Raw genomic sequence first — 26128 nt, 5'->3', positions numbered from 1 at the left:
GGAATAGACGGACGTCGCACGGCACTTGGATTGTTTCGTCGTGCGACGTCTGTCGCACGCGGGATTCGGACGGGCGACCGCCGCGGTGTCAGGATGGACGCCGCCCGGCGACCCGGTCCGTGCAACCACAGCGGCTGCAGCACGGTCGCCACCACCCTTGCCACGAGGAGCACCACCGTCATGAGACGCCCGAACCGCCTGACGATCACCGCGGCCGTCGCCGCAGCAGCAGCCCTGGTCCTGACCGGCTGCTCGGGCGGCAGCTCCTCGGATGACGCGGCGAACGGCACGGCCAAGGGCGGCACGCTCAACATCCTGCTGCCGCAGACGGCGTTCCACCTCGACCCGGCGACGAGCCAGAGCCTGGGCATCACGTCGCTCGCTCTCGTCGCGCGGCGCCTGACCACGTGGGACGTGGAGCCCGGCAAGACCGCGAAGGTCGTGCCGGACCTCGCGACGGACACCGGGAAGTCCAGCGACGGCGGCAAGACGTGGACGTACACGCTGAAGGACGGGCTGAAGTTCCAGGACGGCACCCCGATCACCACGAAGGACATCAAGTGGGGCATCGAGCGCTCGTTCGCCCCCACGCTGACCGGCGGCCTGAGCTACCACAAGTCGCTCCTGGTCGGCGGCGACAGCTACAAGGGTCCGTTCGACGGCAAGACCCTCGACAGCATCGAGACCCCGAACGACAAGACCATCGTCTTCAAGTTGAACAGCGCCTACGGTGACTGGCCCTGGCTGGCCTCGATGCCCGCGTTCACCCCGGTCCCCGAGGGCGACGGCACGGACACCGGCGCCTACGACCTGAAGCCGGTCGCGTCCGGTCCGTACAAGGTGCAGTCGAACACGCAGGGCACGCAGGTCACCCTCGTCCGCAACGAGGAGTGGAGCGCGAAGACCGACGACGTCCGCACCGCCGGCCCGTCGAAGGTCGTCTTCAAGGAGAGCCAGGACCCGTCGACCGTCACGCAGACGCTGATCGCCGACAACGGTGACGCGAAGGACTCCTTCGGTGCGAGCTACCTGGGCGCAGCCGAGCTGAACCAGGTGCGGAGCAACCCCGCCGCCCAGGACCGCCTCGCCACGTCGAAGGCCGGCCCGATCAACTACATGGCGATCAACACGCAGAAGGGCTCGCTCAAGGACCTCAAGGTCCGTCAGGCCCTGCAGTACGCCGTCGACAAGAAGTCCTACCGGATCGCTGCGGGCGGCGCGCTGGCCGGTTCGTACGCCACGACCCTGATCACCCCGGGCATCGCGGGCCGCGAGGACTACGACCTGTACAAGCCCGGCGCGAACGGTGACGTCGCGAAGGCGAAGCAGCTCCTCAAGGACGCGGGCGTGTCCGACCTCAAGCTGACCCTGGCGACCCAGAACGACCCGACCTACCTCGCCCAGGCGCAGGCGCTGCAGTCCGGCCTCAAGCGCGCCGGCATCACCGTCACGCTGAAGCCGCTGGACGCGGACTCGTTCTACACCGCGACGACCGACGGCACCGACTTCGACCTGGCGCTGTTCAGCTGGCAGCCGGACTTCCCGAGCGCGAACGCCAACATCCAGCCGCTCTACGACTCGTCGCAGATCGGGGGTGGCGGCTACAACGTCTCGAAGTACAGCAACCCCGACGTGGACGCCCTGATCAAGAAGGCCAGCGCCACCGTCGACCAGCAGGACGCACAGAAGCTGTGGGTCGAAGCGGACAAGAAGATCATGGCCGACGCGCCGATCGTCCCGCTGACCTACGCGAAGCAGTCGTTCCTGGCCGGTTCGAACGTGCAGAACTTCCAGATCGCGGACTTCCCGGCGTACCCGAACTACCTCAAGGTCTCGCTCGCGAAGTGAGTTCGCCGCTGCTCGAGGTCGAGGGGCTCCGCGTCGCGTTCGGCGACGCGGAGCCCGTCGTCCGTGACGTCTCCTTCGACCTGACCCCCGGTCGTGTGCTCGCCCTCGTGGGGGAGTCCGGCTCCGGCAAGTCCGTCAGCGCCATGAGCGTGCTCGGCCTGCTGCCGCCCGAGGCGCGGGTCTCCGGCAGCGTCCGGTTCCGTGGCGAGGAGCTCGTCGGCGCCTCCGACGACACCCTCCGTGCCGTTCGCGGCGCCGGCATCGGCGTCGTGTTCCAGGAACCGATGAACTCGTTCACGCCGGTGCTGACCATCGGCACGCAGGTCGCCGAGGCGATCCGGGCGCACCCGACGGACCTGGATCGTGCAGCGGTCTCCGCGCGCGTCGACGAGCTGCTGCGTGCCGCAGGCCTCACCGACCCCGAGCGGATCCGCAAGGCGTACCCGCACGAACTGTCCGGCGGGCAGCTGCAGCGCGCCATGATCGCGATGGCCCTGGCCGGCGACCCAGTCGCGCTCATCGCCGACGAGCCGACGACCGCCCTGGACGTCACGGTGCAGGCCGGCATCCTCGACCTGCTGCGCCGGCTCGGTCGCGAGCGCTCCCTGGCCGTCCTGCTCATCACGCACGACATGGGTGTGGTGGCGGACGTCGCGGACGAACTCCTGGTGATGCGCCGCGGCGACCCCGTCGAGCACGGGACGGTCGCCGAGGTCTTCGCGCACCCGTCCGCCGACTACACGCGCGAGCTCCTCGCCGCCGTCCCCAGCCTGGAGGCCCGTCCCGCGTCCGCCACGCCGGCTGCGGACCCCGAGACTCGGCCTGGACGACAGGACGCGGCCCCCGGGACGCACGCCGTGTCGTCGAACGCGAGTCTCGGTCCGACCGAAACGAGTCTCGCGGAGGCGAGCCGCGCCTCCCGAATGCCGGTCGCGCAGCTGCGCGACGTCGCCGTGCGGTACACGCGACGCGGCGGACCGACCGTGTCGGGCATCGACCTGGACCTGCGGGCCGGCGAGACCGTCGGGCTGGTCGGGGAGTCCGGGTCCGGCAAGTCGACCATCGGCCGTGCGCTGGCGGGCCTGGTGCCCGTCGTCGAGGGCTCGGTCGAGGTCGACGGCAGCGACCTGCGGACCGCCAGGGGCCGACGGCTCCGCGACCTCCGCAGCCGCGTCGGCATCGTGTTCCAGGACCCGGCGTCGTCGCTCAACCCGCGGCAGACGATCGGGTGGAGCATCGCCGAGCCGTTGCTCGTGCACGGGACCGCGTCGGGGGCGGACCGTGCGGAACGCGTCCGTGAACTGCTGACCGCCGTGCAGCTCGACCCGTCGTGGGCCGAGCGGTTCCCGCACCAGCTCTCCGGCGGGCAGCGCCAGCGTGTTGCCGTCGCGCGGGCGCTGGCGCTCCGTCCGGCGCTCGTCATCGCCGACGAGCCCACCTCGGCGCTCGACGTGACCGTGCAGGCGGCCGTGCTCGACCTGCTCGCACAGCTGCAGGACGAGTTCGGGTTCGGCATGCTCCTCATCAGCCACGACCTCGCCGTCGTCCGGCAGCTCGCTGACGAGGTCGTCGTCCTGCACGACGGTCGCGTGGTCGAGCGGGGGACCACGGACGCCGTGCTCGACGACCCGCAGCAGGACTACACGCGCATGCTGCTCGCAGCGGCGCCCGTCGCCGATCCCGTGCGACAGGCGGCCCGCCGCGAAGCCTGGCGCGCCTGGGAAGGAGTGTCCTCGTGACCGCCAACGTCGTCGAGCGCCCCGTGGCCTCGTCCGGACGCACCACCGGCTTCCGCGCCGTGGTGCGCCGCATCCGGCAGGACCGCTGGGCCGTGACCTCGGCCGTCGTCATCGTGGTGTTCCTCGTGGTCGCCGTCGCGGCGCCGCTCATCAGTGCCGTCACCGGGCAGGACCCGTACGGGTACGACATCGACGCGCTCAACTCGTTCGGTGCACCGAAGGGCTTCGGCGGGGGGATCAGCGGCGAGCACTGGTTCGGCGTCGAGCCGCTGACCGGTCGCGACCTGTTCGCGATCGTGACGTACGGTGCCCGGACGTCGCTCGGCATCGGGCTCGCCGCGACCTTCCTGTCGATCGTCATCGGGGTGCTCGTCGGCGTCACCACCGGCTTCTTCGGCGGCTGGTACGACCGCGTGCTCTCCCGCGTGGTCGACGTGATCTTCGGCTTCCCGTCGCTCGTCTTCATGATCGCCCTGACCGCGATCGTGCCGACGTCGTTCCCGAAGCCCGTCCTGGTCGTGCTCGTCATCGGGTTCTTCGGCTGGCCGTCCGTCGCCCGCGTGGTCCGCGGCCAGACACTGTCGCTCGTCAGCCGGAACTACGTCGTCGCCTCCACCGCCATGGGCGCCGGCCGGTGGCACGTCATCCGCACCCAGCTGCTGCCGAACCTGGCGGCGACGATCACCGTCTACGCGACGATCTCGATCCCGTCGATGATCGGAGCCGAGGCCGCGCTGTCGTTCCTGGCGGTCGGCGTGACCCCGCCGACGCCGTCGTGGGGCCGCAGCATCGGCGACGCCGTCGGCTGGGTGCAGACCGACCCCATGTACCTCGTGTTCCCCGGAGTGGCACTGTTCCTCATCACCCTCGCGTTCAACGTGCTCGGCGACGCCCTGCGTGACGCCCTCGACCCGAGAGGAGCACGCCGATGAGCACCTTCCGCTTCATCGCGATCCGCGTCCTCGGTGCAGCCGTCGTGCTGCTCGTCGTCGCCGCGATCACCTACGCACTGTTCATGCTGCTGCCGACGAACCCCGCGAGGGCGATCTGCGACAAACCGTGCACGCCGGACCGGCTGCGCGAGGTGCAGGCGTTCCTGGGGACCGACAAGCCCTGGCTGGCGCAGTTCGGCGCCTACCTGGCGGGGATCTTCACCGGCCGCACGTTCGGCAGCGGCGCATCCGTGATCACCTGCGCCGCGCCGTGCTTCGGGTACTCGTTCCAGCTGCACGAGAGCGTCACTGACCTGATCCTGTCCCGCCTGCCCGTCACCGCGTCGATCGCCGTCGGTGCAGCCGTGCTCTGGCTCGTCGCCGGGGTGTTCGGCGGAGCGGTCTCGGCGCTCCGTCGCGGCACGTTCGTCGACCGGGCCGTGATGACCGTCGCGGTCGCCGGGGTCTCGTCGCCGGCGTACCTGATCGGGTTGCTCGGCATCCTGCTGTTCGGGTTCGTGCTCGGCATCCTGCCGACGAGCGGGTACGTCGCGTTCACCGACGACCCGGTCGGCTGGTTCACCCACCTGATCCTGCCGTGGTGCGTGCTCGCGTTCATCAGCGCCGCGATCTACGCGCGCCTGACCCGTGGCGAGATGCTCGAGTCGATGTCGCAGGACTTCGTGCGGACCGCTCGGGCCAAGGGCCTGCGCGAGCGCCAGGTCGTCGTGCGGCACGGACTGCGTACCGCGATCCTGCCGGTGGTGACGCTGTTCGGGCTCGACCTCGGGTCGCTGCTCGGCGGTGTGGTCATCACCGAGAAGGTGTTCTCGATGCAGGGCCTCGGCGCGTTGCTCATCGACGCCGTGCACACCCTCGACCTGCAGGTCGTCGTCGGCTTCACGTTGTTCTCGGCGCTGTTGATCGTCACCGCGAACGTGATCGTCGACGTGGTCTACGCGTTCGTCGACCCACGGGTGCGGCGCCGGGCGTAGCTCAGCCGGCGTCCCACCAGCGCAGCACGCGGGTGCCGTACAGCGTGAGCCACTTCGACGGCTCGCCCTCGGGGACGTCGACCTCGAACCACTGCCGACCCGGTGGCCGCGTTCCCTGAGTCCACGTCCCGTCGTCGTTCCTGGCGGCTCGGACGACCTCGACCGCCTCGGCGGCACGCGGGTCCGGCGCGGTGCCGTCCTGCAGCGCGGCAGCCCGCAGGTGGTCGGTGACCCGCAGCGCCGAGTAGATCCACCGCAGCGGGTACGCGAACCGGCTCGCCCACGGCCCGACGAGCTCGCCGTCGTGCTTCCGGAACAGCAGCCGCCGTTCGAGCAGGTACTCGGTGCCGCGGAGTCGAGCCGCTCGGAGTTCCGCCGCGCGGGGGTGGGTGCCGCTGGTCAGTTGCTCGTGCTGCAGGAGCCCCTCGATCACGTTGAGGGTCGAGTGGAACGACGACACCGTCGACCCCTCGATCCACTCGCAGTTCCAGCCGCCGTCGTCGAGCTGATGGTCGAGGAACCACTCCGCCAGCTGACTGACGTCGGCACCGAGCCAGGCGCCGTTCGCCAGGGTGAAGGCGTTGATGCAGCAGTCGACCTCGCCGCTCCAGTAGGGCAGGTCCTCGTACTCCCAGCGGCTGTTCGTCGCGAGCCGTGCGGCCGTGTCCCCGAGGACCGCGGCGTCGAGTCCCCAGTCGCGCAGGGCGTTCAGCGACCAGGTCGTCGCCGTGTAGGGCTGCCCGGGCTCGTCCGCCTCGGGACCGTCGAAGTCGAAGTCCGCCGGGAAGTACGCGCCGCCGGCCCACTGCCCGTCGGGGTCCTGGTGTGCGAGCATCGCGGCCCCGAGGCCCTCGGTCGCGACCCGTGCCCGGGTCTGCTGCCACACCGACGGCGGCGCACCGGTCAGATCGCGCTCGACCTGCCACCGGACTGCCGGGTCCGAGTCGAGCAGCCACTCGACCACCGCGTCGTCGCTCATGGCGCGGAGGCTACGCCGTGCGGCGCACACGTGGTGGCGCGAGGGCGGCTGGTGCGAGGTTGTTCACTCCGTGCGCGGGAACAACCTCGCACCGAGTGAGCAACTCCGCACCGAGCAACAGCCCGGGCGGTGGATCAGAAGTAGGTGATGCCGTGCGGGGTCCGAGGGGGCAGGAGCATCGCCCGCAGCAGCTCGACCGACGCGGGGTCCGCAGCGCGGACCAGGCCGGCGGCCGCCAGGGTGACCGGCGAGACCGACCCGATGAGCAGCGCACCGAGCTCTGCCACGTCGAGCTGGACGTCGGAACCGGCCACGTCGACGTCGTCGGCGACGCGCGTGACGCTGCCACGGGCCTCCTGGACGTCCAGCCGGTACGTACCGGTCGTGTGGCCGAGCGCATCGGTGACCGCGAGGGTCAGCGAGCCGTCGACGGCGAACGGCCGCGACTCGAGCACGGCGGCCACGTCGAGGACGCGCAGCCAGACGTGGTCCTCTTCGTGGTCGACGTCGTACGCACGGTTGTCGCCGAGGGCCGCGACGATCGGGTCGTCGAGGCGCGAGCGGTTGTACTTCACGACGTCGTTCAGGTCGATCGACAGCACGAACTCCCACAACGCCGTGTAGGCCTGGTCGTCCGCGTAGACCAGGTCGACGATCTCGAGTGCGGTGTCGGAACCCCGGTCCTCCTTGACGCGCCAGGTGACGTAGCCGTCGATCTCGTCCGTGCCCTCGGCGCGGTGCACCGCCGCACGGACGTCCTTCGCCTTCTGCCCGTCGTTGCCGAGCAGTCCGAAGACGACCGGCCAGGTGCCCGCGTTGCGGACCATCGAGCCGGGCGTGCGGGTGTGGAAGCGCTCGAAGACCGCCTTGCCGGGGCCGTCGGCGAGCCACTGCGGTGTGACGACGGACACCGAGCCCGACGTCAGGGCGAGGAGGGGGAGTGCGCGTTCGCGACGCACGCGCACCGCGCGCTCGCGGATCGCGCTGCCGAACCCGAAGCGGCGGTAGATCGTGCCCTCGGACGCGGTCAGGGACGCCACGGCGTAGCCCTCGGCGACACCGCGCTCGAGCGCGTGCGTCATCATGCGGCGCAGGATGCCGCGGCGACGCTCGGTGGGCCGGACCGTGACCGCGGAGATGGCCTGCGTGTCGACGGACGACCCGTCGCCCCAGCTCAGTGCCTTGCGGAACCACGTGAAGGTGCCGGCGGGCCAGGTCTCGTCGACGGAGCCGGGGAAGGGCTTCCGGACGTAGACTCCCAGGAAGGTCTCCTCGTCGGCGATGAAGTGGGACGCCATGCGCGCTGCACCTTCGGCGTCCGGATCGGCTTCGTGGAAGCCGAGGCCGACGGCCTGCATCCACGATCCGGTCTCGGCGTTCGGTGCCCCCTCGTCATCCGTCCCGGGCGCGAACTCGCGCAGCTCGTAGCGGTCGTCGAATGCCTCGTTGCTCACGCTCACGCTCACGACCCTATCGGGACCGGGTGACGTCACGGCAAGGTGCGACGGGCCTCCTGCGCGACGACCTCGTCGAGGTCCGCCAGCGACCGCATCTGCTGCAGCGGGCGGGCCATCCGGTGGTTGTCACGGAGTGCCGGCTCGGTGCGCGCGAGGAACGCCCAGTACCCGGCGGTGAACGGGCAGGCGTCGTCGCCGACCCGCTTCGTCGGGTCGAACCGGCAGCCCCCGCAGTGGTCCGAGATCCGGTCGATGTAGCGACCGCCCGACGTGTACGGCTTCGTGGCGACCATCCCGCCGTCGGCGTGCTGGGACATGCCGATGATGTTCGCGGGCATCACCCAGTCGGTGCCGTCGACGAACACGTCGGTGAACCACTCCGTCAGGTGCACCGGGTCGTAGCCGCGCTGCAGTGCCCAGTTGCCGAGCACCATGAGGCGCTGGATGTGGTGCAGCCAGCCGTGGTCGTGCAGGCCCTCGATCGCGGTCCGCACACAGACGGCGTCGATCTCGGACGCGTCGAGCTCCCGCCACCAGCTGGGGAGTCGTCCGTGTGCGCCGAGGGCGTTCTCGGACGCGCCGTAGTCGTCGCCGAACCACCAGTACAGGTGCCAGACGTAGTCGCGCCAGCCGGCGACCTGGCGGACGAAGCCCTCGACGCTGGCGAGCGGGGCGGCCTCGGTGCGGTGTGCTTCGAGGGCGGCGTCGATCGCCTGCCGCGGATCGAGCACCCCGAGGTTCATCGGCACGCTGAGGAGCGAGTGCGCCATCGTCCAGTCGTTCGTCAACGTGGCGTCCTCGAACGGCCCGAAGTCGCCGAGGCGGACCGCGACGAAGTCGTCGAGCGCGCGCTGGGCCTCGTCCGCCGTCACCGCGAACCGACGGGTGTCGTCGCGGCCGACGAACCGGGCGGTGCCGTCCCGCTCCCACCGGTCCAGGTCGTGCCGCACCTGGTCGTCGATGTCGTCCTCGTCCGGCCACCACGGCTCGGGCAGCCCGAGGGTCGTCGCGCCCTTCGGCGGCGGCTGGCGGTTCTGGTCGTCGAGGCTGAACTTCCCACCGATCGGCTTGCCGTCGCGCAGCAGCCAGCCCTCGCGGCGCCGGACACGCTCGTAGTGGTCCTCCATGCGGAACCGACCCGTGCCCTGCGCCGCCCACTCCGTGAAGTCGTCCTCGTCGGTCACGAACCCACGGCTCGGCAGGATCACGGTGCCCCGGCCCCAGTGCCGGATCTGCGCGCGGAGGGTGCGGGACGGCGGATCGATCACCTCGAGGTCGTCGCGGCCGGTCAACGCTTCGCGGAGGGTGTCGACCTGGACGTGCTCGGCACGGTCACCGAGTTCGTGGACGCGGTGGCGCAGGGCGCTCAGCCACAGGTGGGCCTTCGCCCGGTGGACGGGGCGAGCGGTGAAGAACTCACGTGCCTCGACGACGAGGGCTGGGCCACCGTCGTCGAACAGGGGTCCGTACTGCCCGGGGAGGAGCAGGCGACGACGTTCGGTGGGCATGGGTGGACCGTACCCAGCGGGTTGGGTCGAACTGTCAGTCAGGGGCGTTCGTCGACGAGGGCGATGAACCGGCTGCCGATGCCCTCGACCTCACGCCGGGTGAGCCCCGCGGTCGGTTCCGGCGCCTGGTACGGCTCGTGGTAGTCGCACATCAGGTAGTCCCACTCGGGCCACCACTTCTTCGGCCGCGCTTCTTCGGCGAACGCGCAGACGACGCACTCGAGGCGGACCCAGACCTTCTTGCCCGTGCGGTTGGCCCGCGACTGCACCAGCCACGCGGGTGGATCCTGCTCGATCGCGTCGAGCTCGGCCTCGCTGAGGCGCGTTGGGATACCGTGGTGGGCCGCCATCTCGAGTGGGATGTCGAGTCGAACGGCGGCGTCGCGTCGGGAGAGCATCCGACAAGAGTAGGTTCTGTCGGGCTCAGTGCCCATCGGACCGTTCAGTGCTGGTCGGACCATTCAGTGCTGGTCGGACCGTTCAGTGCTGGTCGGACCGTTCAGTGCCCGTCGAGGGCGTGGCATCCGCCGTCGAGGACCCAGCCCGCGGTCGTGACCTCGGCCGTGCCGTCGCGCTGGACCTCGCCGATCAGGCACCCGGACATCTCGACCTGTGCCTCGAACAGCACCTTCTCACCGGTCTGCGTCGTCACGATCCAGCGGTTCGGTGCTCCGACGCCGTCGAGGATCTCCTCGACCGCCGGCTGCAGGACCGGGGCCGACTGCGCGGCGAGCTCCCGCACCACCTGGGCACGCGCGACGTCGAGCGCTGCCGCCGACTCCGCGCTCAGGTCAGTGCGGTCGTGGTGCCGCTTGTTGAGCCCGTACTGCGGTGGGCTGTCGGCGCCTGGGCCGGCGCCGTCCCCGGAGGCGGCGTACGTGCCCGCGGCGCCCGTCGGTTCTCCGGTCGTGGTGCCGGTCTGTGTGCTGCTCGTCGACGACCCACCGGAAGCCGGGCCGCTCTCGACCGCGCAACCGGTCAGCACGAGCAGCGCGAGCAGCGCTCCGGTCACCGATGCGGTCGTTCTGTGGTCCCCCATGAGCAGCACTCTGACAGAGCAAGGGGGAGAACACGGAGCTCGTCACCGGATCGTGATGCAGGAGCGTGGCCGCGACGTCGCTCCCGGGCAACCCGGGGACGATGAGGACCACCGCGACGATGACCTTCCCGGCAGCATCGGCGGGGCCGAAGACCATCTCTGCGATTCCGAACAGGGGCAGCCAGTTGGACACGCAGACGATGGCGGCCGCCGTCCCGGCGGCCCACCGGCGTGTGAGACGCATCCCCACCCCGAGACTCCCGTGATCGGTACGGTCAGGACATGGGACAACGCCAGCTGCGCGCCGTGGTGATCCGACCGGCAGTCGCCGATGACGCGGAGAGCATTGGACGCGTCCACGCCGCATCCTGGCGGGAGACCTACGGTCACCTCGTCGACGACCCAGATGCCAACCCTCGGTTCGACGTCGATCGGCGTAGCCAGATGTGGCGCTCGAACCTCGACCAGGCGACGTCCTCCACCGCAGTCGCGGTGGAGCCGGACGGGCGTCGTCGGGTTCGCCGCCGTACAAGCCACCCCGGAGCCCGACGCTGGTCGCCCTGAAGAGCTCACCATGCTCTACGTCCTCGCGCGTGCGCACGGAGGCGGAGCCGGTCAGGCGCTTCTCGACGCCACGCTCGGTGGACGACCGGCATCGCTCTGGGTCGCCGCCGACAACCCGCGCGCTCATTCGTTCTACCGACGGAACGGCTTCACACCTGATGGCAGCACGTCCAGCTTCGGCCCCATCGAGACAACCGTCCGACTCGTCCGCTGATCGACCGAACAACGCGCCGCATCCACCTTGTAGCGTGATCGCATGCTCTCTGCAGCATCCTCCACGGAGGGCCAGGGCAGTCCAGTGCTCGGCATCCTTGCGTTGCTTCTGTGCATTGGCTGCAGCCACATCCTTGCTTCCAGGTGGGCCAAGACGATGAGCCTCGCGGACAGGTGACTCCCGGCGCTTGGGTCGTCATCGGCGTCGTCGTGGCATTCTTCGTCATCACCACGATCTTGAACGCGACCGGGGTGTGGTGACTTCGAACAGATCGACAGGATCGGCTTGGTTTCTTACGTGGAGGAGGTCACCAGGATCGCCTAACGGTCGCGGTTCGTTCCGCGAAGAGCGGATCGCCACAGTCTGAAGCCGGTGGAGAGCAATAGGGCGCCGAGGACGATGTTCAGAACCGCGAGCAGGACGTCGAGGTCTGGACGGCTCAAGCGCACGATGGACGTCACGATGAAGACGAGCCCGAACACGATCGCACCTGTGCCCAGTACTTTCGCGCTGACGGTGTCCATTCGCTGAAGCTACTGCTTCCGAGCGCTCGGCGAGCAACCGGCTTCCGGACGGCAGCGTCGCCGCGGACGAGGTACTCATCAGCTTCGGACGCGGACGATCCATCCGATGATGTCGCCGCGGTGCGGTCGGCGGTCGGACAGTGACGAAACGCTGTGCTGCTGTCCGCCGTTGGTCTCGGGCACGGAGAAGCCACGGCCGTCCGGATCGTTGACGAACCGCACCGAGACCTGGTCGATGCGAACGATGGTCCCGCGGAGGTCTCTCCGAGTCGCTCGATCCACTTCGGTGAGTTCGTGGGCGGAGAAGTCGAGCTGCAGCGGGACGTTTCGAGGCACCTTGAGGATGCGGTCGACCCACGGCTGGTCCATCGCGGACAACGCCCAGGCGATCGCATCGCCGACCGCTACGACGTAGCCGTCTTCCTCGATCTGCCACTCGGTGAGCCAGACGTCTGACTCCCCGTCCCTGAGGGCCGGCACCGTGTCCTCGGGCGGCACCGCCGGCGTCGGCGTTCGTGGGACAAGTGACGGACGAGTGACTTCCGACGCGGATCCGAAGATCGACTCGTACATGCGCCGGGGCATCACGACTCTGTCCGACCGCGGGCCCTCCGGCTCGTCCTCTGTGCGCATGGCGTCAACGTAAGCATGCCAACAGACGAAAGCCCACCCAAGCAGCCGACCCGTCCGGTTGCCGATCGTCGATCGGGACACCGCGACGCCGGTCTGTGGGGCACGGCCGGGCGTCTCGTGGTGCGCCAGCCAGATCCGTCGTGCTGCCGAGTGCACGACCCGGAACCGATGTCGAGTTCTCGCGCGACGGGGAGCGGGACATCCGGTCGGCACGCGCCGCGGGTACTGGCGACGGCACCGCCAAGGCGATCGTGCACTGGCGTGCCCTCACCGAACGAGTCGGGACGCCGTTCGGTGACGCCGAGACCCGCGCACTCGGGCTCCGGACGGCAGCGCGCATCCAAACCGATGTCGGCCTTCGCGCCCAGGTCGTCTTCTTCGCCGGCGCATCGGGGCCGTACCGGCACGACGAGTCCGACTGAACGCAGGCGGTGCGGTCGGATCGCGCCTCCTGCCCGGTAGCGTCTTCCGCGTGAGCATCCCCGACTTCGACGTCGAGCCCGCCGTCGGGCCGCGGTTCTGGATGGTGCTGCTCGGCGTGGGGAGCGCGATCACGGGGCTCCTCGCTGTCATCGGTTGGCCGTTGCCCCTGGCCTCGGGGCGTGGCGGGCCGGATCGGCACACGTGGGCACAGACAGTCCGCGCGGTCCAGGACTGGTTCGCGTACGACGGCTGGCGCATGTCCGGCGCTTCCTGGTTCTACGGCGCCCTGGCGGTCGCGGCGCTGACCGGCATCATCGTGCTCCGCAACCCGGCCTGGAGCGGCACCCGAGCGCTGCTCGTCGTCGTCGTTCCAGCCGCCGTGCTGCTCGTGGTCGGCCCCGCGGCGCAGTGGGCGCTCGGGCTGCCGTGGTCGAACTACGGGGCCGGGTCGACCGGCGTGATCGCAGTCGGCATGATCGTCACGGTCATCGTCGGTGCCGCGATCACGTGGTTGCGCCGAGCCTGCCGGCGCAGCGCCCGCTCCGACGACGACGTGAACCCGCCGCCCAGGGGCGTGCGCTGAAGCCCGAGCGGCTGACGCACCGCATCGATGCTCGGGCTGCCGTCCTGCCTCAGTAGTCGGTGTCCTGGCGGTCTTGGTCCTGCCAAGGCAGCATCCGACCGGCGACCGGCGACAGCACGCCCCCGAACGTGAAGACGAGCAGCACCGCCCACCAGGGTTGCGTCGTTCGCGCGGCTGCTGTCCGTCCATGCCGTCACGACAGCGGCTCAGTCGGTCGCACCCCGGGGCGGTTCGACGAGCAACCCGACGCGGTCGGCCAGGTAGTCGGCGAGCGGGACTGCAGAGCCGGCAGCCGGTGACCAGCGGACGAGCGGCACGTCGTCCTCGACGAAGAGCACCCCGGTGGCGGCGACGAGCGATCCGTCCAACCTGATCGCCGTGGCGCCGTGGTTGACGGTGTCGCCGGCCGCGAAGTGTCCCTTCGCCGCAGCAGCACGGTAGGCCCGACGGACCTCGGCGGAGACCGACTGGAACTGCGCCCGGCCCGGATCGGTGACCCGGGTGATCGCCCCGGTGGCCCAGACCCGACCGCCGGATTCGAGCGACGAGCCGATCAGCAGTGCACCGACGCGCCACACGCGACCGAGTGGCCGCATGGTCGCTTCGCGGCGGATGCCGAGCACCGCCTTCGGCTGCACGTACTCGCCGAGCGCCTCGTCCGGCACCCCGGCGGCACGGAGCCGTCGTGCGGCGTCGTCGAGCAGTTCCCTCGCTCGCTGCACTCCGTCGGTCACGTCCACCGAGCCTAGACCGGGGCCTGCCCCGAGCCCCGGTGCGATGCGCTGCGGCGCCCGTGACCGGTCGTCGCACGTCGCCCGCGCCCGGACGCCGCACCTCGACGGCGCGCGGCCGTGACGGTGCCGATGGTGATCATCACGCCGCCGTACGCCAGCAGGACCCCGGCGACGGCCGGGATGAGCCAGCTCCGCGAGCCGTTGACGAGCTGGTTGACGACACCGACCTCGGGGATGCTGTACCAGACCACGCCCCGGATCTGCGCAGCGGTGACCGGGCGCGGGTCGGTCTTCGCGTTGTTGTCACCCTTGAGGACGAACGTGCGCGCCCCGTTCGACGACGAGGACACCGAGACCACGCGGTGGCTGATGACGGCCGGCTGGCCGGAGACGATCTGGTACGTGACGACGTCGCCCACCTCGATGTCGTCGACGGCGGTGGGACGGACGACGAGCAGGGTGCCCGGGGGCAACGTCGGCTCCATCGACTGGGTCAGGACCGTCAGCGGCATCGACCCCGTGGCCTTGGGGATGACGATGAGCACGACGGCGAGGGCTGCGACGAGCAGGAGCAGTCCGGTGCTCAGACCGAGGACGACGGCGTGCACGACCGCACGCCCACCGGAGCGCTCTGCACGTTCGGGACGAGCCGCCGCGCGGGTCACGCGCCGCACCGGATCGCCGCGCCGTTGTTCTGCGTGAAGAGCGTGACCGGGCCGCTGCCGGCGACGGTCGAGGTCGGGTTGCCGGCGCCGTCGAGGACCTTGACGGTGACGGTGAGCGTGCCGGAGGTACCCGCGCTCGCCGGGATGTCGCTCGGGGCGATGGTGATGAACGCCGAGTAGTCCTGCGCCTTCTGACCGACCGGCGTGGTCCCGACGTAGGCGGCGTACCAGGTGTCCTTCGGGCGGCCTGCGGCGTCCCAGGTGACGTCGACGTAGTTGCCGCTGTGGTCGTTGCAGGTCAGGGCTGCGTCCGCTGCCGCGGTGGTGAGGGTGAAGCCGCCCTGCACGACGCCCGAGGTCCAGCTGCCGCTCGCCACGGTGAGGTTCACGTTCACGTTGGCCGTGGCGGATGCCGGCGCCGAGGACTTGGGCGTGCTGCGGGTGCACCAGATGGCCGAGGCGCCGGCGGCGAGCTTGGACGTCATGCTCGGCAGTGACGCCCAGGTGCCGGTGACCGAGCCGCTGCCGACCGCGGTGTTCGTGGTGCACGCCGCGGTCGTGGCGACGGGCCAGGCGACGACGGTGACCGCCTGCGCGAGCGCCGTCGAGCTGCCGGAGACGACGGACACGGTCGTCGTCGCTGTGCCGGCGAGGGAGCCCGAGTCGGTGAGCGTGATCGGCTTCGTGACCGACGTCACCGTGGACGAGAAGGTGGTGGTCAGCGCGCTCGTGCCGGCGATCGAGGCGGAGACCTTGCCGATCGTGACGCTCGAGGCCGTGGTGCCGGACGCACTCCACAGTGCCCAGGCGGCGCTCGACCCACCGCCGACGAACACCGCGGTGAGCAGCACGGCGACGACGAGCCGGAGTCGGCGGTTCATGCGGAGACCTGCGTTCCGGTGACGGTGAGGGTGAAGTCGGTGACGGCGCCGGAGACGCTCTGCGGAGCGTCGGCGTCGAGGACCAGCTCGACACAGCCGACGGAGCTCGCACCGGGCTGCAGCGTGAACGAACCGCTGCCGGTGTCGAAGGCGGCGAGACGGCCGCTCGCGCCGGACAGTCCGGCGGTGCAGGCCGCAGCCGATGACACGTTGGTCAGGCGGAGCGTCAGCTCGCCGAGTACGGCTGCCGACGAGGCGTTCGTCGCGGAGGCGACCTTCGTGGACGTCGTGGCGACGCGCATCGACAACGGGATCGAGCCGGTGTTCTTCACGGCGAAGGTGCCGGTGACTCCGGTACCCGGTCCGAGGACGGTCGTGTTCATCGTCGACAGGGTGCCGACGGTGATCGTCGCGGTCGCGGACTTGACGGTGGTGGCAGCGGTGCTGGCGGTGCCGTTCCAGAGGGCGTAGGTCCCGCCGACGCCGAGGAGCGCCGTGGCGACCGCGACGACCAGGGCGAGCGCGACGGGCAGGATCCACCGGTGGCGTCGTGCCGCGCGGTGGCGGCCCGTCGTCCTCGGTGTCCCGGTCATGTGCGTCCCCTGGTGCTCGTCGATCGTGCGGGAGCAGGCCACGACCGGCGGATCAGGGGCCGGTCGTGGCCCGCGTCAGTGCGATCGGTGGATCAGGAACCGATCGCGGTCTGCGTGAGCGTGAAGGCCAGGGCGCCGACGTTGATCGACCCGTTCTGCCCGGTCGTCGCCGAGGACGGCAGCGTGATCGTGAAGACGACCTTGACGGTCGAGGTCGACGCCGACGGCGAGACGACGAAGGTGTTCGCGTTCGACGTGGACTGCACGACGGTGGCGCTCGTGGACGTCACGGCGAGGGTCTTCTGCGTGGCGGCGAGGAGTGCGGAGTCACCGGTGATCGACTGGCTGGCGTAGGTCAGGTTCGCCTTGAGGTCCTGGCCGGTCGCGCCGATGTTCAGCGTCTGCGTGAACTGGAACGTGTTGCCCGGCACCATCAGGGCGGTGGTGGGGTTGATCGCGGTCGAGCGGCCGTTCGTGATGTCCGTCCAGGCGCCGTCGTTGTTCGCGCTGAGGGTCAGCGTGCCGGAGCTCACCGAGGACGCGGCGCTCGAGGCGCTGGCGTTCCAGAGGGCGAAGGTGCCTGCTCCACCGAGGAGGAGGGCGATGCCGGCTGCGCCGGCGATGGCGCCGGTGACGATCTTGTGCATGGTGGCGGGTCCGTTCTGTGCGTTCGGGGCGCACTGGGTTCCACCGGCTCGTGATTCGGGTCGTCGTGCCGGTGGGACGGTGTCATCGACCTCGCGGGTGAGGGGTCGCGGCTGACCGGTGCCGAGAGCGGTCGCCGGGCTCCGGAGCGCAGATCTGCTGCTCGGGCGGGCTGGACTCGCTCTGGTGACGACGCTACTCGTCCCCCAAAGTGCGGACAAGCGGGAACATGCCTTTGCATGGACCCAAAACGGGGGTGATTTCTGTCCACCCTGTGGAGGACATGTTTGTACCCCGATGGTCACCGGAATGCCGGACGTCCCCCGACCGTTGCACCGACCGGAAACGAGGAGGGCCCATGGGCATCGTGCGCTGGCTGTTCGACGCGCAGATCGTCATCGGCGACCAGACGGTGCTCTGGCGCGAGGTGATCGGCAACGTCTTCGGGCTGCTCAGTGCGCTCGGCGGGATGCGCCGCAAGGTCTGGGCCTGGCCCGTCGGGCTGGTCGGCAACGCGCTCCTGTTCACCGTCTTCATGGGCGCACTGTTCGACACCCCGAACCCCGTCAACCTGCTCGGCCAGGCCGGCCGCCAGGTGATGTTCATCATCGTGAGCATCTACGGCTGGTACCGCTGGACCCACCGCCCCGACGACACGTCCACCGTGATCGAACCGCACTGGGCGTCGTGGCGGACCCGCGTCCTGCTGATCGTCGGCATGGTCGGTGGGACCGCCCTGCTCACGCCGGTGTTCCGCGCCCTCGGGTCGTACGAGCCGGTGTGGAGTGACGCGTGGATCTTCGTCGGCTCGCTGCTCGCCACCTACGGCATGGCGAAGGGCTGGGTCGAGTTCTGGCTCATCTGGGTCGCGGTCGACCTGGTCGGTGTCCCGCTCCTGTTCTCGGCCGGGTACTACGCGTCGGGTCTCATGTACGTCTTCTACGGCGTCTTCACGCTGACCGGCTTCTTCGTCTGGGCGAAGCAGCGGGTGAAGCCCCCGGCAGCCCCCGTCACGGTCGGCTGACGAGTCGGCTGAAGACTCGGCTGACGACCCGGTTGAACGGCCCGCCCACGCCGAGCCGGTCCACGCCGACCCGGCGTGGATGTGACGGCCCCCGGTCTGGGACGAGACAATGGGGTACCGCACACGATGGGATGGTCGGATGGAACCCCTGCACGGCGAACGCGTCGAGGACGATGAGTCCCTCGCCGAGCGCACCGTCCGCGGAGCGATCCGCGCGTACCGGCTGCACTCCTTCGACGCGGTCGACGCCTCGGTGGTCGCCGAGGTCGCGGGCATCCCGCTCGAGACCGTGGAGCGGTTGTTCCCCGCGTGGGAAGCCCTGTTGCTGGTGACGTACGACCGGTGGACGCAGCTGCGTGGCACCCGTCGGAAGACCCCGCCGGCGTGCACGATCGACCACGTCCGGCTGACCCTGGCCGAGGACGTCGCCGACCCGGGGCTCGTCCGCGTCCTCGCGGGGGTGATCACCGTCGCGAGCTCCGAGTCCGGCTTCGCCGAGCTGTTCCGCAAGCGTTTCGACGAGTACGTCGAGCAGCTCAGCAACGGTCTGCAGCGCGACTTCGACAACGGTGCCGAGGAGTCGGCGATCCCGGCGTACCAGGCGGCCACGCAGCTGCTCGCGGTGTACGAGGGACTGCAGATCCAGATGCTCGTCCGGCCACACATCGACGTCATGGTGGAGTTCGACCGGTCGGTCCGGACGCTCCGACGGGGCTGGAAGCAGCACGAGCTGCCGTCGTGGGACCTCGACGCCGACGTCCCCGAGCGTGAGACGCCGCAGCGCCAGCGATCGGCGGAGCACCAGCAGACCGCTCCCGAGCCCGAGCGGGAACCCCAGAGCCGTCCCTAGCGGGAGACCGACCGTCGTCGCCACGACGCGATCTGCCGCAGCGTCACCTTCGACCCGTACTGCGCGACCGAGTGCCGGAACAGGTACTCGGCGAACCAGAGCAGCAGGCCGGCGGCGACGAACACCTCGACGATGCAGACCACCGACTCGACGACGTTCAGCGAGCCGACGGCGTTCCGCACCATGGCGGTGATGGGTGTGAACGTCGGGAAGTACGTGAAGAACGCGGCGACGGGCGACGTCGGGGTGGTCATCACGAAGAACGCCGCGTAGAGCGGGATGATCAGGGCGAAGATCGCCGCGGACTGCAGCGCTGAGGCGTCCTTGATCGACGGCACCGCGGCACCGACGGCGACGAAGAGCCCGGACGCCAACAGCACGCCGCCGACGAGCAGCAGCGCACCGACGAGCATGCGCCACGGGTCGATCGTCAGCCCGCCGAGCTGCGAGGCGACGAGTGGCAGGACGGCGAGCATCCCGACCAGCCCCGGGACGACGAACACCCCGACCTGCACGAACCCGACGAGCAGCATCGCGATCACCTTGCCGCGGATCAGGTCGCCGGCGGTGACGGCGGTCAGGATCATCTCGGAGATGCGGTTCTCCTTCTCCTCGACCACGACGGTCACCATGCGTGCCGCGAGCAGGATGACGAGTCCGAAGAAGGCGGCGACGTACAGGAACGGCGGCACGATCGACAGCCAGCCCGGCGCGACCTGCCCGTCGGCGTAGGTCGTGACGTCGGTGGCCGGTGGGGAGCGCAGGAGCTCGACGGTCTCGGGGTCGTCGACGGTCGCGGCGACGCTCTGTTCGAGCACCCGTTCGGCGAGCGAGGAGTAGCCGCCGTTCGCGAACAGGCCGCGGTCGGCGGCGTCGACGGTGATCGGCGAGTTCGAGGGTGACGACGGGAACGAGATGAAGGCGTCGAGCTTCCCGGAACGCACGGCGGCTCGATCCGCGTCCGCGTCGGTGGACGGCGACCCGCCCCACTTCGCCGCGACGGACTCGGACACCAGCCCGGAGTGGTCGACGTAGCGGAACGGGGTCTTCGTGGCCGACGAGCCCGAGACGACCGAGTCGGTGCCGGCTGCCTGTCCGATGCCGACGAGCAGGGAGACGATGACGATGACGACCGGCAGCGCGAGCGTGCCGATCCAGAACGCGGGCTTCTTGACCGCGCGGACGAACTCGAACCGGACGACGGTCCCGAGGCGGCTCACGCCGCTGCCCCCGCGGCGGCGAGCGCGTCGTGGCCGTAGACCTGCACGAAGATCTCGTCGAGCGGGATCCGACGCATCTCGAACGCGGTGACGCGGACACCGTCCGCCACCAGCGCGGCGAGGATGTCGGCACCGTCCGGTGCTGCGGCGGACGTCGGTACGAGGTAGGCGACGTGCCCCTCGTGCCGCGCGAGCTTGTACAGCGGTGAGCGGGGGACCGGTCCGTCGAGACCGACCCGGGCGACGGCGCCGCCGAAGGCGTCCTGCACGTCGGGGATCGACCCGTAGGCGGCAGCGGTGCCGTCCTTGAGCAGCAGGATCCGGTCGCAGAGCCGCTCGACCTCGTCCATGTGGTGGGTCACGAGGATGACGGTCGCACCGTCGGCCTTCCGCTCGTCGACCAGGTCGAGCAGCAGCCGTCGGTTCACGGGGTCGAGGCCCTTCGTGGGTTCGTCGAGGATGAGCAGCCGTGGCCGGTCCATGATCGTGATGCCGAGCTGCACCTTCTGCTGCTGCCCGCCGGAGAGTTTGTCGACGCGGAGCTTGGCGCGGTCGGCCAGGCCCACGCGTGCCAGGTAGTCCATGCTCCAGGCCGTCGCCTCGGGGCCCCGGAGCCCGCGGAGCCGTCCGAAGTAGGACATCACGTCGATGACGGATTCCTTGCGGTAGAGCCCGCGCTCTTCGGGCAGGTACCCGATGCCGCCGGTGGCCGGTCGGTACGGCTGGCCGTCGATGGTGAGGGTGCCGGCGGTCGGGGTGGTGATGCCGAGCAGGGCACGGATCGTCGTGGTCTTGCCGGAGCCGTTGCTGCCGAGCAGGCCGAACGTCTCGCCGGCGGCGACGTCGAACGACAGTCCGTCGACCACGTTCCGGTCCCCGAACCGCATGACGAAGTCCTGCACGCTGATGGTCGCCCCGCTCATGCGGCGACCCTACCGGGGCCGGCTGACGTCTCGTGTGCCGGTCGCGGCCCGAGATGGTGACCCCACGGCGGACGGGAGGCACGGTGCCTGCCTGCACCGAGCCTCCCGTCCGTCACCTGGTCGCGTCCACGACGCGCACCCTGCGTCAGGAACGCAACCAGGCCGTCCCCACGCCCGTGAGGGCACCGTCTGCCACCGGTGCCGAGGCGAGCAGCAGCTCGCCGGCGGGGAGTTCGTAGGGCTCGTCACCGAACACCGTCACGCTCGTCCAGCCGTTCGGGCGTCGGAACGCGAGCACGTCGTCGCGGCCGGTCTCGAGCCACTCCAGGTGCTCCGCGGACTGCAGCTGGCCGCGCAGTCCGAGGGCCTTCCGGTACAGGTTCAGGGTCGAGTCGGGGTCGGTGTCCTCGGCCTCGACGCTGGCGTCCGCGAACCACGCCGGCTGCGGCAGGTGCGCGGAGCCGTCGCCGAAGCCGAACGACGGGCCGGACCGGGTCCACGGGATCGGGACACGGCAGCCGTCGCGGCCGACGTCGACGCCGGGGTTCCGGAAGAACGCGGGGTCCTGGCGGTCGGCATCGGGGATGTCGCCGACCTCGTGCAGACCGAGCTCCTCGCCCTGGTACAGGTAGGCAGAGCCCGGCAGCGCGAGCTCGAGCAGGGTCGCGGCCTGCGCGCGGCGCAGCCCCAGCGAGCGGTCGAGCGCGTCCTGCGACCCGCCGGCGAGCAGCCACGCGCCGCCCTGCTTGTCGGGGGAGCCGTTCCGCGCCGGCAGCGCGTAGCGGGTCGCGTGCCGGACGACGTCGTGGTTCGAGAACACCCACGTGGTCGACGAGCCGGACTGCTCGGCCAGGCCGAGGTTGAACTCGATGATCTCCTTGAACGACCCGGCGTCGAAGTCGGCCTCGAGCAGGTCGAAGTTGAACGCCTGCCCCAGACCGTCGGCGCTGGCGTACCGGGCGCGGCGGTCGGCGGCCACCCAGGCCTCGGCGACCGCGGTGCGCGCCGGCGTGTACTCGTTGAACACGGTCCGCCACTCGGCGTAGATCTCGTGGACGTCGTCGCGGTCCCACAGCGGGTGCGAGCCGTCCTTCGGGATCTCGGCCAGCTCCGCCCAGGTCGGCAGGGCTCCGGACGGCAGGTCCTTCGCGAGCCCGTGGGCGACGTCGATGCGGAAACCGTCGACGCCACGGTCCGACCAGAAGCGCAAGGTGTGCAGGAAGTCGTCGCGGACCTCGCGGTTCGCCCAGTTCAGGTCGGGCTGCTCCTTGGCGAAGGAGTGCAGGTACCACTGGCCGTCGCCGACCGCGGTCCACGCCGGGCCGCCGAAGATCGAGATCCAGTCGGCCGGCGCCTGTTCGCCGGACGGTCCGGTGCCGTCGCGGAAGACGTACCGGTCGCGCGCGGGGGAGCCCTTCGGCGCGGCGAGCGCCTCGCGGAACCACTCGTGCCGGTCGCTCGTGTGGTTCGGCACGACGTCGACGATCACCCGGATGCCGGCGGCGTGCAGCGCCTCGACCATCCGGTCGAAGTCGTCGAGCGTGCCGAGCTTCGGGTCGACGTCGCGGTAGTCGTCGACGTCGTAGCCGCCGTCGGCGAGGGCGGACGGGTAGAACGGGCTGAGCCAGACGGCCTCGACACCGAGCGACGCCAGGTACGGCACGCGCTCGGTGATGCCGGGCAGGTCGCCGATGCCGTCGCCGTTCGCGTCCGCGAAGGACCGCGGGTAGATCTGGTAGACGCTCGCCTGGCGCCACCAGGTCTCGTCGGCGCTGGTGGTGGCGGGCTGGGCGAGGGTGTCGGTCACGACGGGCCTTTCGTGGTTCGTGGGGTTCGTGGTGGTGTCGGTCGTGCTGGCCGGGTCGGTCGTCTTGCTCACTTGATGGCGCCCTGGGTCACACCGGCCATCACCCATCGCTGGGTCACGAGGTAGACGATGATCGCCGGGGCCATCGCCATCAGGTACGAGGCGAACGAGACGTTGTAGTTGTTGCTGAACTGGGTCTGGAACATCTGCTGCAGCACCGGCAGGGTCTGCAACGCCGGGTCCGAGGTGATCAGTGACGGCATCACGAAGTCGTTCCACGACGCCAGGAACGCGAAGATGCCGACGGTGGCGCTCATCGGTGCCAGCAGCGGGAACACGAGCCGCCAGAACACCTGGCCCGTGCTCGCGCCGTCGATGCGGGCGCTCTCCTCGAGCTCGGCCGGGATCGACCGCAGGAACGCGGTGAAGAGCAGCACGCTGAACGACAGCTGGAACATGACGTGCAGCAGCGCGACGCCGAACGGGTTGTCCAGGTGGGCGAGCCCGGTGAGCTTCACCTGCGACAGCGCGAGCACCGGGAACGGCAGGAACATGGCGGCGAGCAGGTAGAAGAACGACCAGCGGAACAGCCGACGGTCCCAGTTCCGGGCGATCGCGAACGCGGTGAACGACGCGAGCAGGATCGTGCCGACGACGGTGATCGCGGCGACGAGCACCGAGACGCCGAACGCCCGCGGGAAGTCGGTGAGCTCCCACGCCTGCACGAAGCCGTCGATGCTGAACGGAGCCGGCAGCGAGAACGCGTTGCCGTCGACGGCCTGGCCGGTCGTCTTGAACGCCATCGTCAGGGTGACGTAGAGCGGCACCAGGATCGAGAGCGCGCAGAGCACGAGGACGACGGTGACGGGCCAGTTGGACCGGCCGCCCCGGCGGCCGGCGGTCCGGTCGGCGTCGACCGATCTGATGCTGCCCGTCTTCGTCGTCCCCGGACGGAGGGGTGTCTGGATGGTCATCAGAGCGCTGCCTTCCCGCGGGTCGCCCGCAGCTGGATCACGGCGATGACGACCGCGATGATGAAGAAGATCGTGGCGTTGGCCATCTGGTAGGCGTAGTCGCCGCCGTTGAAGCCCTTGAAGATCGACATCGCGACGCTCGTGGTCGAGGTGCCGGGGCCACCGTCGGTCAGGCCGACGATGATGTCGTACGAGTTCAGGAAGTTCTTGAACCCGATCACCAGGTTGATCAGGATGTAGCCGGCCGTCAGCGGCGCGGTGATCGAGATCAGCTGACGCCAGGCGCTCGCGCCGTCGAGGGCAGCTGCCTCGTAGACCTCGCCGGGGATGGACAGCACCCCGGCGATGTAGATGAGGAGCGTCGACGGGATCGCCTGCCACGCGGTGACGATCACGATGGCGATCCACGCCAGGTCGGGGTTCGCCAGGATGCTCTGCTCGAGCGGACCGAAGCCGATCGCACCGGCCAGGGCCGGCAGGCTGTTCGCGAACAGGAACGAGAACACGTACGCGATGACGATGCCCGAGATGACCATCGGCAGCACGAACACCGCGCGGAGGGCGATCTTGCCGCGGATCTTCGACGTCAGCGCGATGGCGAGCAGGAACGCGACCGCGTTGACGACGATCACGGTGACGAGCGAGAACCCGAGGGTGAACAGGTACGCCTGCAGGATCGCGGGGTCGGAGAACACCGCGACGTAGTTCGTGAGCCCGATGAAGCGGAACTCACCGAACCCGACGGAGTTCGTGAAGCTGAGCACGATGCCCATCACGGCCGGCAGCGTGATGGCGAGCGTGAAGAGCAGCAGGGTGGGGAGCAGGAAGGCGAGGAAGAGCGGTTCGATCCGCTTCCGCTTGTGGGTGACGGACTGGAGGCCCGGGGCGGCTCCGCCACGTCGGCGGCGGTCCGCCGTCGTGATGGCTTCGGTGGTCGTGGTTGCCATGGGACGTCTCCTTACGCGGCCGTGCGGAGCGCGAGACGCGCCCAGTCGGCGTCGAGGGTGCGGAGCTGGCGCTGCGGGTCGCCTCCGAAGGCGATCGACTGCGCGTAGTTCGCGACCGGGATCTCGGCGGGGATGAGCTGCGACGCACCGAGGTAGAAGGCGGCGTCGTCGTAGTACGACTGCATGCCGGTCAGCGCCGGGTTCGACGCCGGGGGAGCGTCCTTCCGGACACCGAAGCCGTTGTTGTCGGCGTTGTACTTGTCGTTGACCTTCGACTGCATCAGGAACGTCAGGAACTCGCGGGCGGCCTCCTGCTTGCGGGACGCCTCCGGGATCCAGAGCGCCAGGTCGACGTTCACCCGCACCTTGTTGTCCGCGGCGTCGTCGGTGACGGGCAGCGGGAAGGTGCCGAGGTCCATGTCCTTGTTCGTCTTGGCGATCTCGCCGAGCGCCCACGGCCCCTGCAGGTACATCGCGGCCTTGCCCTGTGCGAACGCGAGGTTGCCGTCGCCGTACCCGCGGCTGGCGGCACCGTCCTGGTGCCACGCCCGCAGCTGGGTCATGCGTTCCATCGGCGTCCGAAGGTCCTTCTCGAACGAGACCGACGAGTCCTTGCCGACGCTCGTGCCCTCGCGTCGCAGGGCGTCGAACGTCTTCGGGGTGTCGATCGCACCACCGACCGTGTAGTCGAACATGCCCTGCGCGATCGTCCAGTTGTCCTTGAACGTCCCGTAGATCGGGGCGATGCCGGCCTGCTGCAGGCGCTCGCAGAGGTCGGCGAACTCGCTCCAGGTCGTGGGCACCTCGAGTCCCTGCTCGGCGAACAGTGCCTTGTTGTAGATCACCGAGGCGGCGGTCACCGAGTACGGCAGCGCGCTCTTGCGGCCCGGGTAGTCGGCGGTCTGCTGCATGAGCGGCCACAGGTCCGGGTTGATCGTGTCGGCCTGCGACAGGTCGGAGAGGTCCGTCAGGGCTCCGTGCTCGACGAACGGCACGACCGAGAAGTTGTAGTTCCAGCAGCCGAGGTCCGGCGGCCGGTTCCGGACGAAGTTCGCGGACATGCTCGAGGTCGAGTCGCGGACGACCCGCACCTTCGACTGGCTGTCGTGGAACTGTGCGATGACGCCGTCGAAGTACCCGATGACCTCGGGCTTCGAGACGTAGAACGTGATGGTCTCCGGCTTGGCGCTCGAGGACCCGATCGGGGCGCACCCGGCGAGCGCGAGGCCCGCTCCGATGCCGCCGGCTCCGAGCAGGAACGAGCGTCGGCTCACCGATGCCGCCGTCCTGGTCGTGGCGTGTGGTTGCACGTCGTCTCCGTCCGTCCGGACCCGGCAGCCCTGCCGTTCCGTCCTGCGATCGGCTCCGATGCCGACTGCGAGACTAAATCTAGCGACAAAATCTAATTACGCAAGGAACTCGTTGCG

Annotated in this window: 27 protein-coding genes; 9 read left to right on the top strand and 18 right to left on the bottom strand. The window is 70.0% G+C overall.

The window, feature by feature from the left end:
* Positions 1–180: 180 nt before the first annotated feature.
* From ITJ60_RS02270 to ITJ60_RS02255, 4 genes are read left to right on the top strand one after another with little or no spacing between them, the layout of a single operon-like run.
* Positions 181–1848 (top strand): ABC transporter substrate-binding protein, encoded by a 1668-nt coding sequence (locus tag ITJ60_RS02270; RefSeq protein WP_194646681.1) that lies wholly within the window; start codon positions 181–183, stop codon positions 1846–1848.
* Complete coding sequence (locus tag ITJ60_RS02265; RefSeq protein ID WP_194646679.1) at positions 1845–3587, top strand: dipeptide ABC transporter ATP-binding protein; 1743 nt, start codon at positions 1845–1847, stop codon at positions 3585–3587. Before ITJ60_RS02270 ends, ITJ60_RS02265 begins: the two co-directional genes overlap by 4 nt.
* The gene (locus ITJ60_RS02260) at positions 3584–4519 is read left to right on the top strand and encodes an ABC transporter permease (RefSeq protein WP_131921535.1); all 936 of its coding nucleotides are present in this window, start codon (positions 3584–3586) and stop codon (positions 4517–4519) included. The genes ITJ60_RS02265 and ITJ60_RS02260 overlap by 4 nt, the downstream gene beginning before the upstream one ends.
* Positions 4516–5514 carry an ABC transporter permease gene (locus ITJ60_RS02255; protein WP_194646677.1) on the top strand — a complete coding sequence of 333 codons (999 nt, stop codon included), beginning with the start codon at positions 4516–4518 and terminating at the stop codon, positions 5512–5514. The genes ITJ60_RS02260 and ITJ60_RS02255 overlap by 4 nt, the downstream gene beginning before the upstream one ends.
* Before the next feature lies 1 nt (position 5515).
* Here ITJ60_RS02255 and ITJ60_RS02250 read toward each other — a convergent pair whose 3' ends face one another.
* The 5 genes from ITJ60_RS02250 to ITJ60_RS02230 form a co-directional block, all read right to left on the bottom strand.
* Positions 5516–6493 (bottom strand): squalene cyclase, encoded by a 978-nt coding sequence (locus ITJ60_RS02250; RefSeq protein ID WP_194646675.1) that lies wholly within the window; start codon positions 6491–6493, stop codon positions 5516–5518.
* Positions 6494–6627: 134 nt separating this feature from the next.
* Positions 6628–7953, bottom strand: a complete 1326-nt coding sequence (locus tag ITJ60_RS02245) for a GNAT family N-acetyltransferase (RefSeq protein WP_194646674.1) — start codon at positions 7951–7953, stop codon at positions 6628–6630.
* A gap of 29 nt (positions 7954–7982) precedes the next feature.
* Entirely contained in the window at positions 7983–9458 is a 1476-nt protein-coding gene (locus ITJ60_RS02240) for a cryptochrome/photolyase family protein (protein WP_194646672.1), read from the bottom strand.
* Positions 9459–9496: 38 nt separating this feature from the next.
* A complete protein-coding gene (locus tag ITJ60_RS02235) occupies positions 9497–9856 on the bottom strand; it encodes a hypothetical protein (protein ID WP_194646670.1) in 360 nt (119 codons plus the stop codon).
* A gap of 101 nt (positions 9857–9957) precedes the next feature.
* Entirely contained in the window at positions 9958–10497 is a 540-nt protein-coding gene (locus ITJ60_RS02230) for a hypothetical protein (RefSeq protein WP_194646668.1), read from the bottom strand.
* Between the two features lie 331 nt (positions 10498–10828).
* Here ITJ60_RS02230 and ITJ60_RS19435 point away from each other — a divergent pair, with 331 nt between their 5' ends.
* A complete protein-coding gene (locus ITJ60_RS19435; RefSeq protein ID WP_416371900.1) occupies positions 10829–11275 on the top strand; it encodes a GNAT family N-acetyltransferase in 447 nt (148 codons plus the stop codon).
* 320 nt (positions 11276–11595) lie between these two features.
* On the opposite strand, the gene ITJ60_RS02220 is transcribed toward ITJ60_RS19435, so the two are convergent.
* Both ITJ60_RS02220 and ITJ60_RS02215 read right to left on the bottom strand, forming a co-directional pair.
* The gene (locus ITJ60_RS02220; protein WP_194646667.1) at positions 11596–11799 is read right to left on the bottom strand and encodes a hypothetical protein; all 204 of its coding nucleotides are present in this window, start codon (positions 11797–11799) and stop codon (positions 11596–11598) included.
* Between the two features lie 78 nt (positions 11800–11877).
* Positions 11878–12588, bottom strand: coding sequence for a DUF6578 domain-containing protein (locus ITJ60_RS02215; RefSeq protein WP_194646665.1), 711 nt, complete (start codon positions 12586–12588; stop codon positions 11878–11880).
* Here ITJ60_RS02215 and ITJ60_RS02210 point away from each other — a divergent pair.
* Together ITJ60_RS02210 and ITJ60_RS02205 are read left to right on the top strand one after the other, a co-directional pair.
* Complete coding sequence (locus ITJ60_RS02210) at positions 12573–12854, top strand: hypothetical protein (protein WP_194646663.1); 282 nt, start codon at positions 12573–12575, stop codon at positions 12852–12854. The genes ITJ60_RS02215 and ITJ60_RS02210 overlap by 16 nt on opposite strands.
* A gap of 50 nt (positions 12855–12904) precedes the next feature.
* Positions 12905–13438 carry a hypothetical protein gene (locus tag ITJ60_RS02205; protein ID WP_194646661.1) on the top strand — a complete coding sequence of 178 codons (534 nt, stop codon included), beginning with the start codon at positions 12905–12907 and terminating at the stop codon, positions 13436–13438.
* 206 nt (positions 13439–13644) lie between these two features.
* On the opposite strand, the gene ITJ60_RS02200 is transcribed toward ITJ60_RS02205, so the two are convergent.
* From ITJ60_RS02200 to ITJ60_RS02180, 5 genes are all read right to left on the bottom strand, one after another.
* Complete coding sequence (locus tag ITJ60_RS02200; protein WP_194646660.1) at positions 13645–14172, bottom strand: hypothetical protein; 528 nt, start codon at positions 14170–14172, stop codon at positions 13645–13647.
* 11 nt (positions 14173–14183) lie between these two features.
* The gene (locus tag ITJ60_RS02195) at positions 14184–14837 is read right to left on the bottom strand and encodes a signal peptidase I (protein WP_323749079.1); all 654 of its coding nucleotides are present in this window, start codon (positions 14835–14837) and stop codon (positions 14184–14186) included.
* Complete coding sequence (locus ITJ60_RS02190) at positions 14834–15718, bottom strand: hypothetical protein (RefSeq protein ID WP_194646656.1); 885 nt, start codon at positions 15716–15718, stop codon at positions 14834–14836. Before ITJ60_RS02190 ends, ITJ60_RS02195 begins: the two co-directional genes overlap by 4 nt.
* A complete protein-coding gene (locus tag ITJ60_RS02185; protein ID WP_194646654.1) occupies positions 15715–16311 on the bottom strand; it encodes a TasA family protein in 597 nt (198 codons plus the stop codon). Before ITJ60_RS02185 ends, ITJ60_RS02190 begins: the two co-directional genes overlap by 4 nt.
* A 92-nt stretch (positions 16312–16403) precedes the next feature.
* Positions 16404–16958: an alternate-type signal peptide domain-containing protein gene (locus ITJ60_RS02180; RefSeq protein WP_194646652.1), complete on the bottom strand. Its 555-nt coding sequence runs from the start codon at positions 16956–16958 to the stop codon at positions 16404–16406.
* 356 nt (positions 16959–17314) lie between these two features.
* Between ITJ60_RS02180 and pnuC the strand changes: the two genes are divergently transcribed.
* Together pnuC and ITJ60_RS02170 are read left to right on the top strand one after the other, a co-directional pair.
* On the top strand, positions 17315–17980 hold the full coding sequence (gene pnuC / locus ITJ60_RS02175) for a nicotinamide riboside transporter PnuC (RefSeq protein WP_194646650.1): 666 nt from the start codon (positions 17315–17317) through the stop codon (positions 17978–17980).
* A 139-nt stretch (positions 17981–18119) separates the two neighbouring features.
* The gene (locus ITJ60_RS02170) at positions 18120–18830 is read left to right on the top strand and encodes a hypothetical protein (protein ID WP_194646648.1); all 711 of its coding nucleotides are present in this window, start codon (positions 18120–18122) and stop codon (positions 18828–18830) included.
* On the opposite strand, the gene ITJ60_RS02165 is transcribed toward ITJ60_RS02170, so the two are convergent.
* From ITJ60_RS02165 to ITJ60_RS02140, 6 genes are all read right to left on the bottom strand, one after another.
* Positions 18827–20050, bottom strand: coding sequence for an ABC transporter permease (locus ITJ60_RS02165; protein ID WP_194646646.1), 1224 nt, complete (start codon positions 20048–20050; stop codon positions 18827–18829). The two genes, ITJ60_RS02170 and ITJ60_RS02165, sit on opposite strands and share 4 nt — an antisense overlap.
* Positions 20047–20973: an ABC transporter ATP-binding protein gene (locus tag ITJ60_RS02160; protein ID WP_123338726.1), complete on the bottom strand. Its 927-nt coding sequence runs from the start codon at positions 20971–20973 to the stop codon at positions 20047–20049. Before ITJ60_RS02160 ends, ITJ60_RS02165 begins: the two co-directional genes overlap by 4 nt.
* 145 nt (positions 20974–21118) lie before the next feature.
* Positions 21119–22780: a glycoside hydrolase family 13 protein gene (locus tag ITJ60_RS02155; RefSeq protein ID WP_194647069.1), complete on the bottom strand. Its 1662-nt coding sequence runs from the start codon at positions 22778–22780 to the stop codon at positions 21119–21121.
* A gap of 68 nt (positions 22781–22848) precedes the next feature.
* Positions 22849–23754, bottom strand: a complete 906-nt coding sequence (locus ITJ60_RS02150) for a carbohydrate ABC transporter permease (protein ID WP_194646645.1) — start codon at positions 23752–23754, stop codon at positions 22849–22851.
* Complete coding sequence (locus ITJ60_RS02145) at positions 23754–24701, bottom strand: carbohydrate ABC transporter permease (RefSeq protein ID WP_194646643.1); 948 nt, start codon at positions 24699–24701, stop codon at positions 23754–23756. The genes ITJ60_RS02150 and ITJ60_RS02145 overlap by 1 nt, the downstream gene beginning before the upstream one ends.
* Positions 24702–24712: 11 nt before the next feature.
* A complete protein-coding gene (locus tag ITJ60_RS02140) occupies positions 24713–26011 on the bottom strand; it encodes an ABC transporter substrate-binding protein (RefSeq protein ID WP_194646641.1) in 1299 nt (432 codons plus the stop codon).
* Between the last annotated feature and the right edge of the window lie 117 nt (positions 26012–26128).

It is taken from the genome of Curtobacterium sp. VKM Ac-2884 (assembly GCF_015350945.1).
Lineage (GTDB): Bacteria > Actinomycetota > Actinomycetes > Actinomycetales > Microbacteriaceae > Curtobacterium.
Note: the sequence above shows the minus strand (reverse complement) of the source record. Positions and strands in the feature narration are given on the sequence as shown.

Coding starts and splice junctions, on each gene's coding strand:
- ITJ60_RS02270 (WP_194646681.1), top strand. CDS start 181: ATGAGACGCCCGAACCGCCTGACGATCACCGCGGCCGTCGCCGCAGCA.
- ITJ60_RS02235 (WP_194646670.1), bottom strand. CDS start 9,856: ATGCTCTCCCGACGCGACGCCGCCGTTCGACTCGACATCCCACTCGAG.
- ITJ60_RS19435 (WP_416371900.1), top strand. CDS start 10,829: ATGACGCGGAGAGCATTGGACGCGTCCACGCCGCATCCTGGCGGGAGA.
- ITJ60_RS02145 (WP_194646643.1), bottom strand. CDS start 24,701: ATGGCAACCACGACCACCGAAGCCATCACGACGGCGGACCGCCGCCGA.
- ITJ60_RS02250 (WP_194646675.1), bottom strand. CDS start 6,493: ATGAGCGACGACGCGGTGGTCGAGTGGCTGCTCGACTCGGACCCGGCA.
- ITJ60_RS02190 (WP_194646656.1), bottom strand. CDS start 15,718: ATGAACCGCCGACTCCGGCTCGTCGTCGCCGTGCTGCTCACCGCGGTG.
- ITJ60_RS02185 (WP_194646654.1), bottom strand. CDS start 16,311: ATGACCGGGACACCGAGGACGACGGGCCGCCACCGCGCGGCACGACGC.
- ITJ60_RS02150 (WP_194646645.1), bottom strand. CDS start 23,754: ATGACCATCCAGACACCCCTCCGTCCGGGGACGACGAAGACGGGCAGC.
- ITJ60_RS02220 (WP_194646667.1), bottom strand. CDS start 11,799: ATGGACACCGTCAGCGCGAAAGTACTGGGCACAGGTGCGATCGTGTTC.
- ITJ60_RS02180 (WP_194646652.1), bottom strand. CDS start 16,958: ATGCACAAGATCGTCACCGGCGCCATCGCCGGCGCAGCCGGCATCGCC.
- ITJ60_RS02160 (WP_123338726.1), bottom strand. CDS start 20,973: ATGAGCGGGGCGACCATCAGCGTGCAGGACTTCGTCATGCGGTTCGGG.
- ITJ60_RS02255 (WP_194646677.1), top strand. CDS start 4,516: ATGAGCACCTTCCGCTTCATCGCGATCCGCGTCCTCGGTGCAGCCGTC.
- ITJ60_RS02170 (WP_194646648.1), top strand. CDS start 18,120: ATGGAACCCCTGCACGGCGAACGCGTCGAGGACGATGAGTCCCTCGCC.
- pnuC (WP_194646650.1), top strand. CDS start 17,315: ATGGGCATCGTGCGCTGGCTGTTCGACGCGCAGATCGTCATCGGCGAC.
- ITJ60_RS02230 (WP_194646668.1), bottom strand. CDS start 10,497: ATGGGGGACCACAGAACGACCGCATCGGTGACCGGAGCGCTGCTCGCG.
- ITJ60_RS02240 (WP_194646672.1), bottom strand. CDS start 9,458: ATGCCCACCGAACGTCGTCGCCTGCTCCTCCCCGGGCAGTACGGACCC.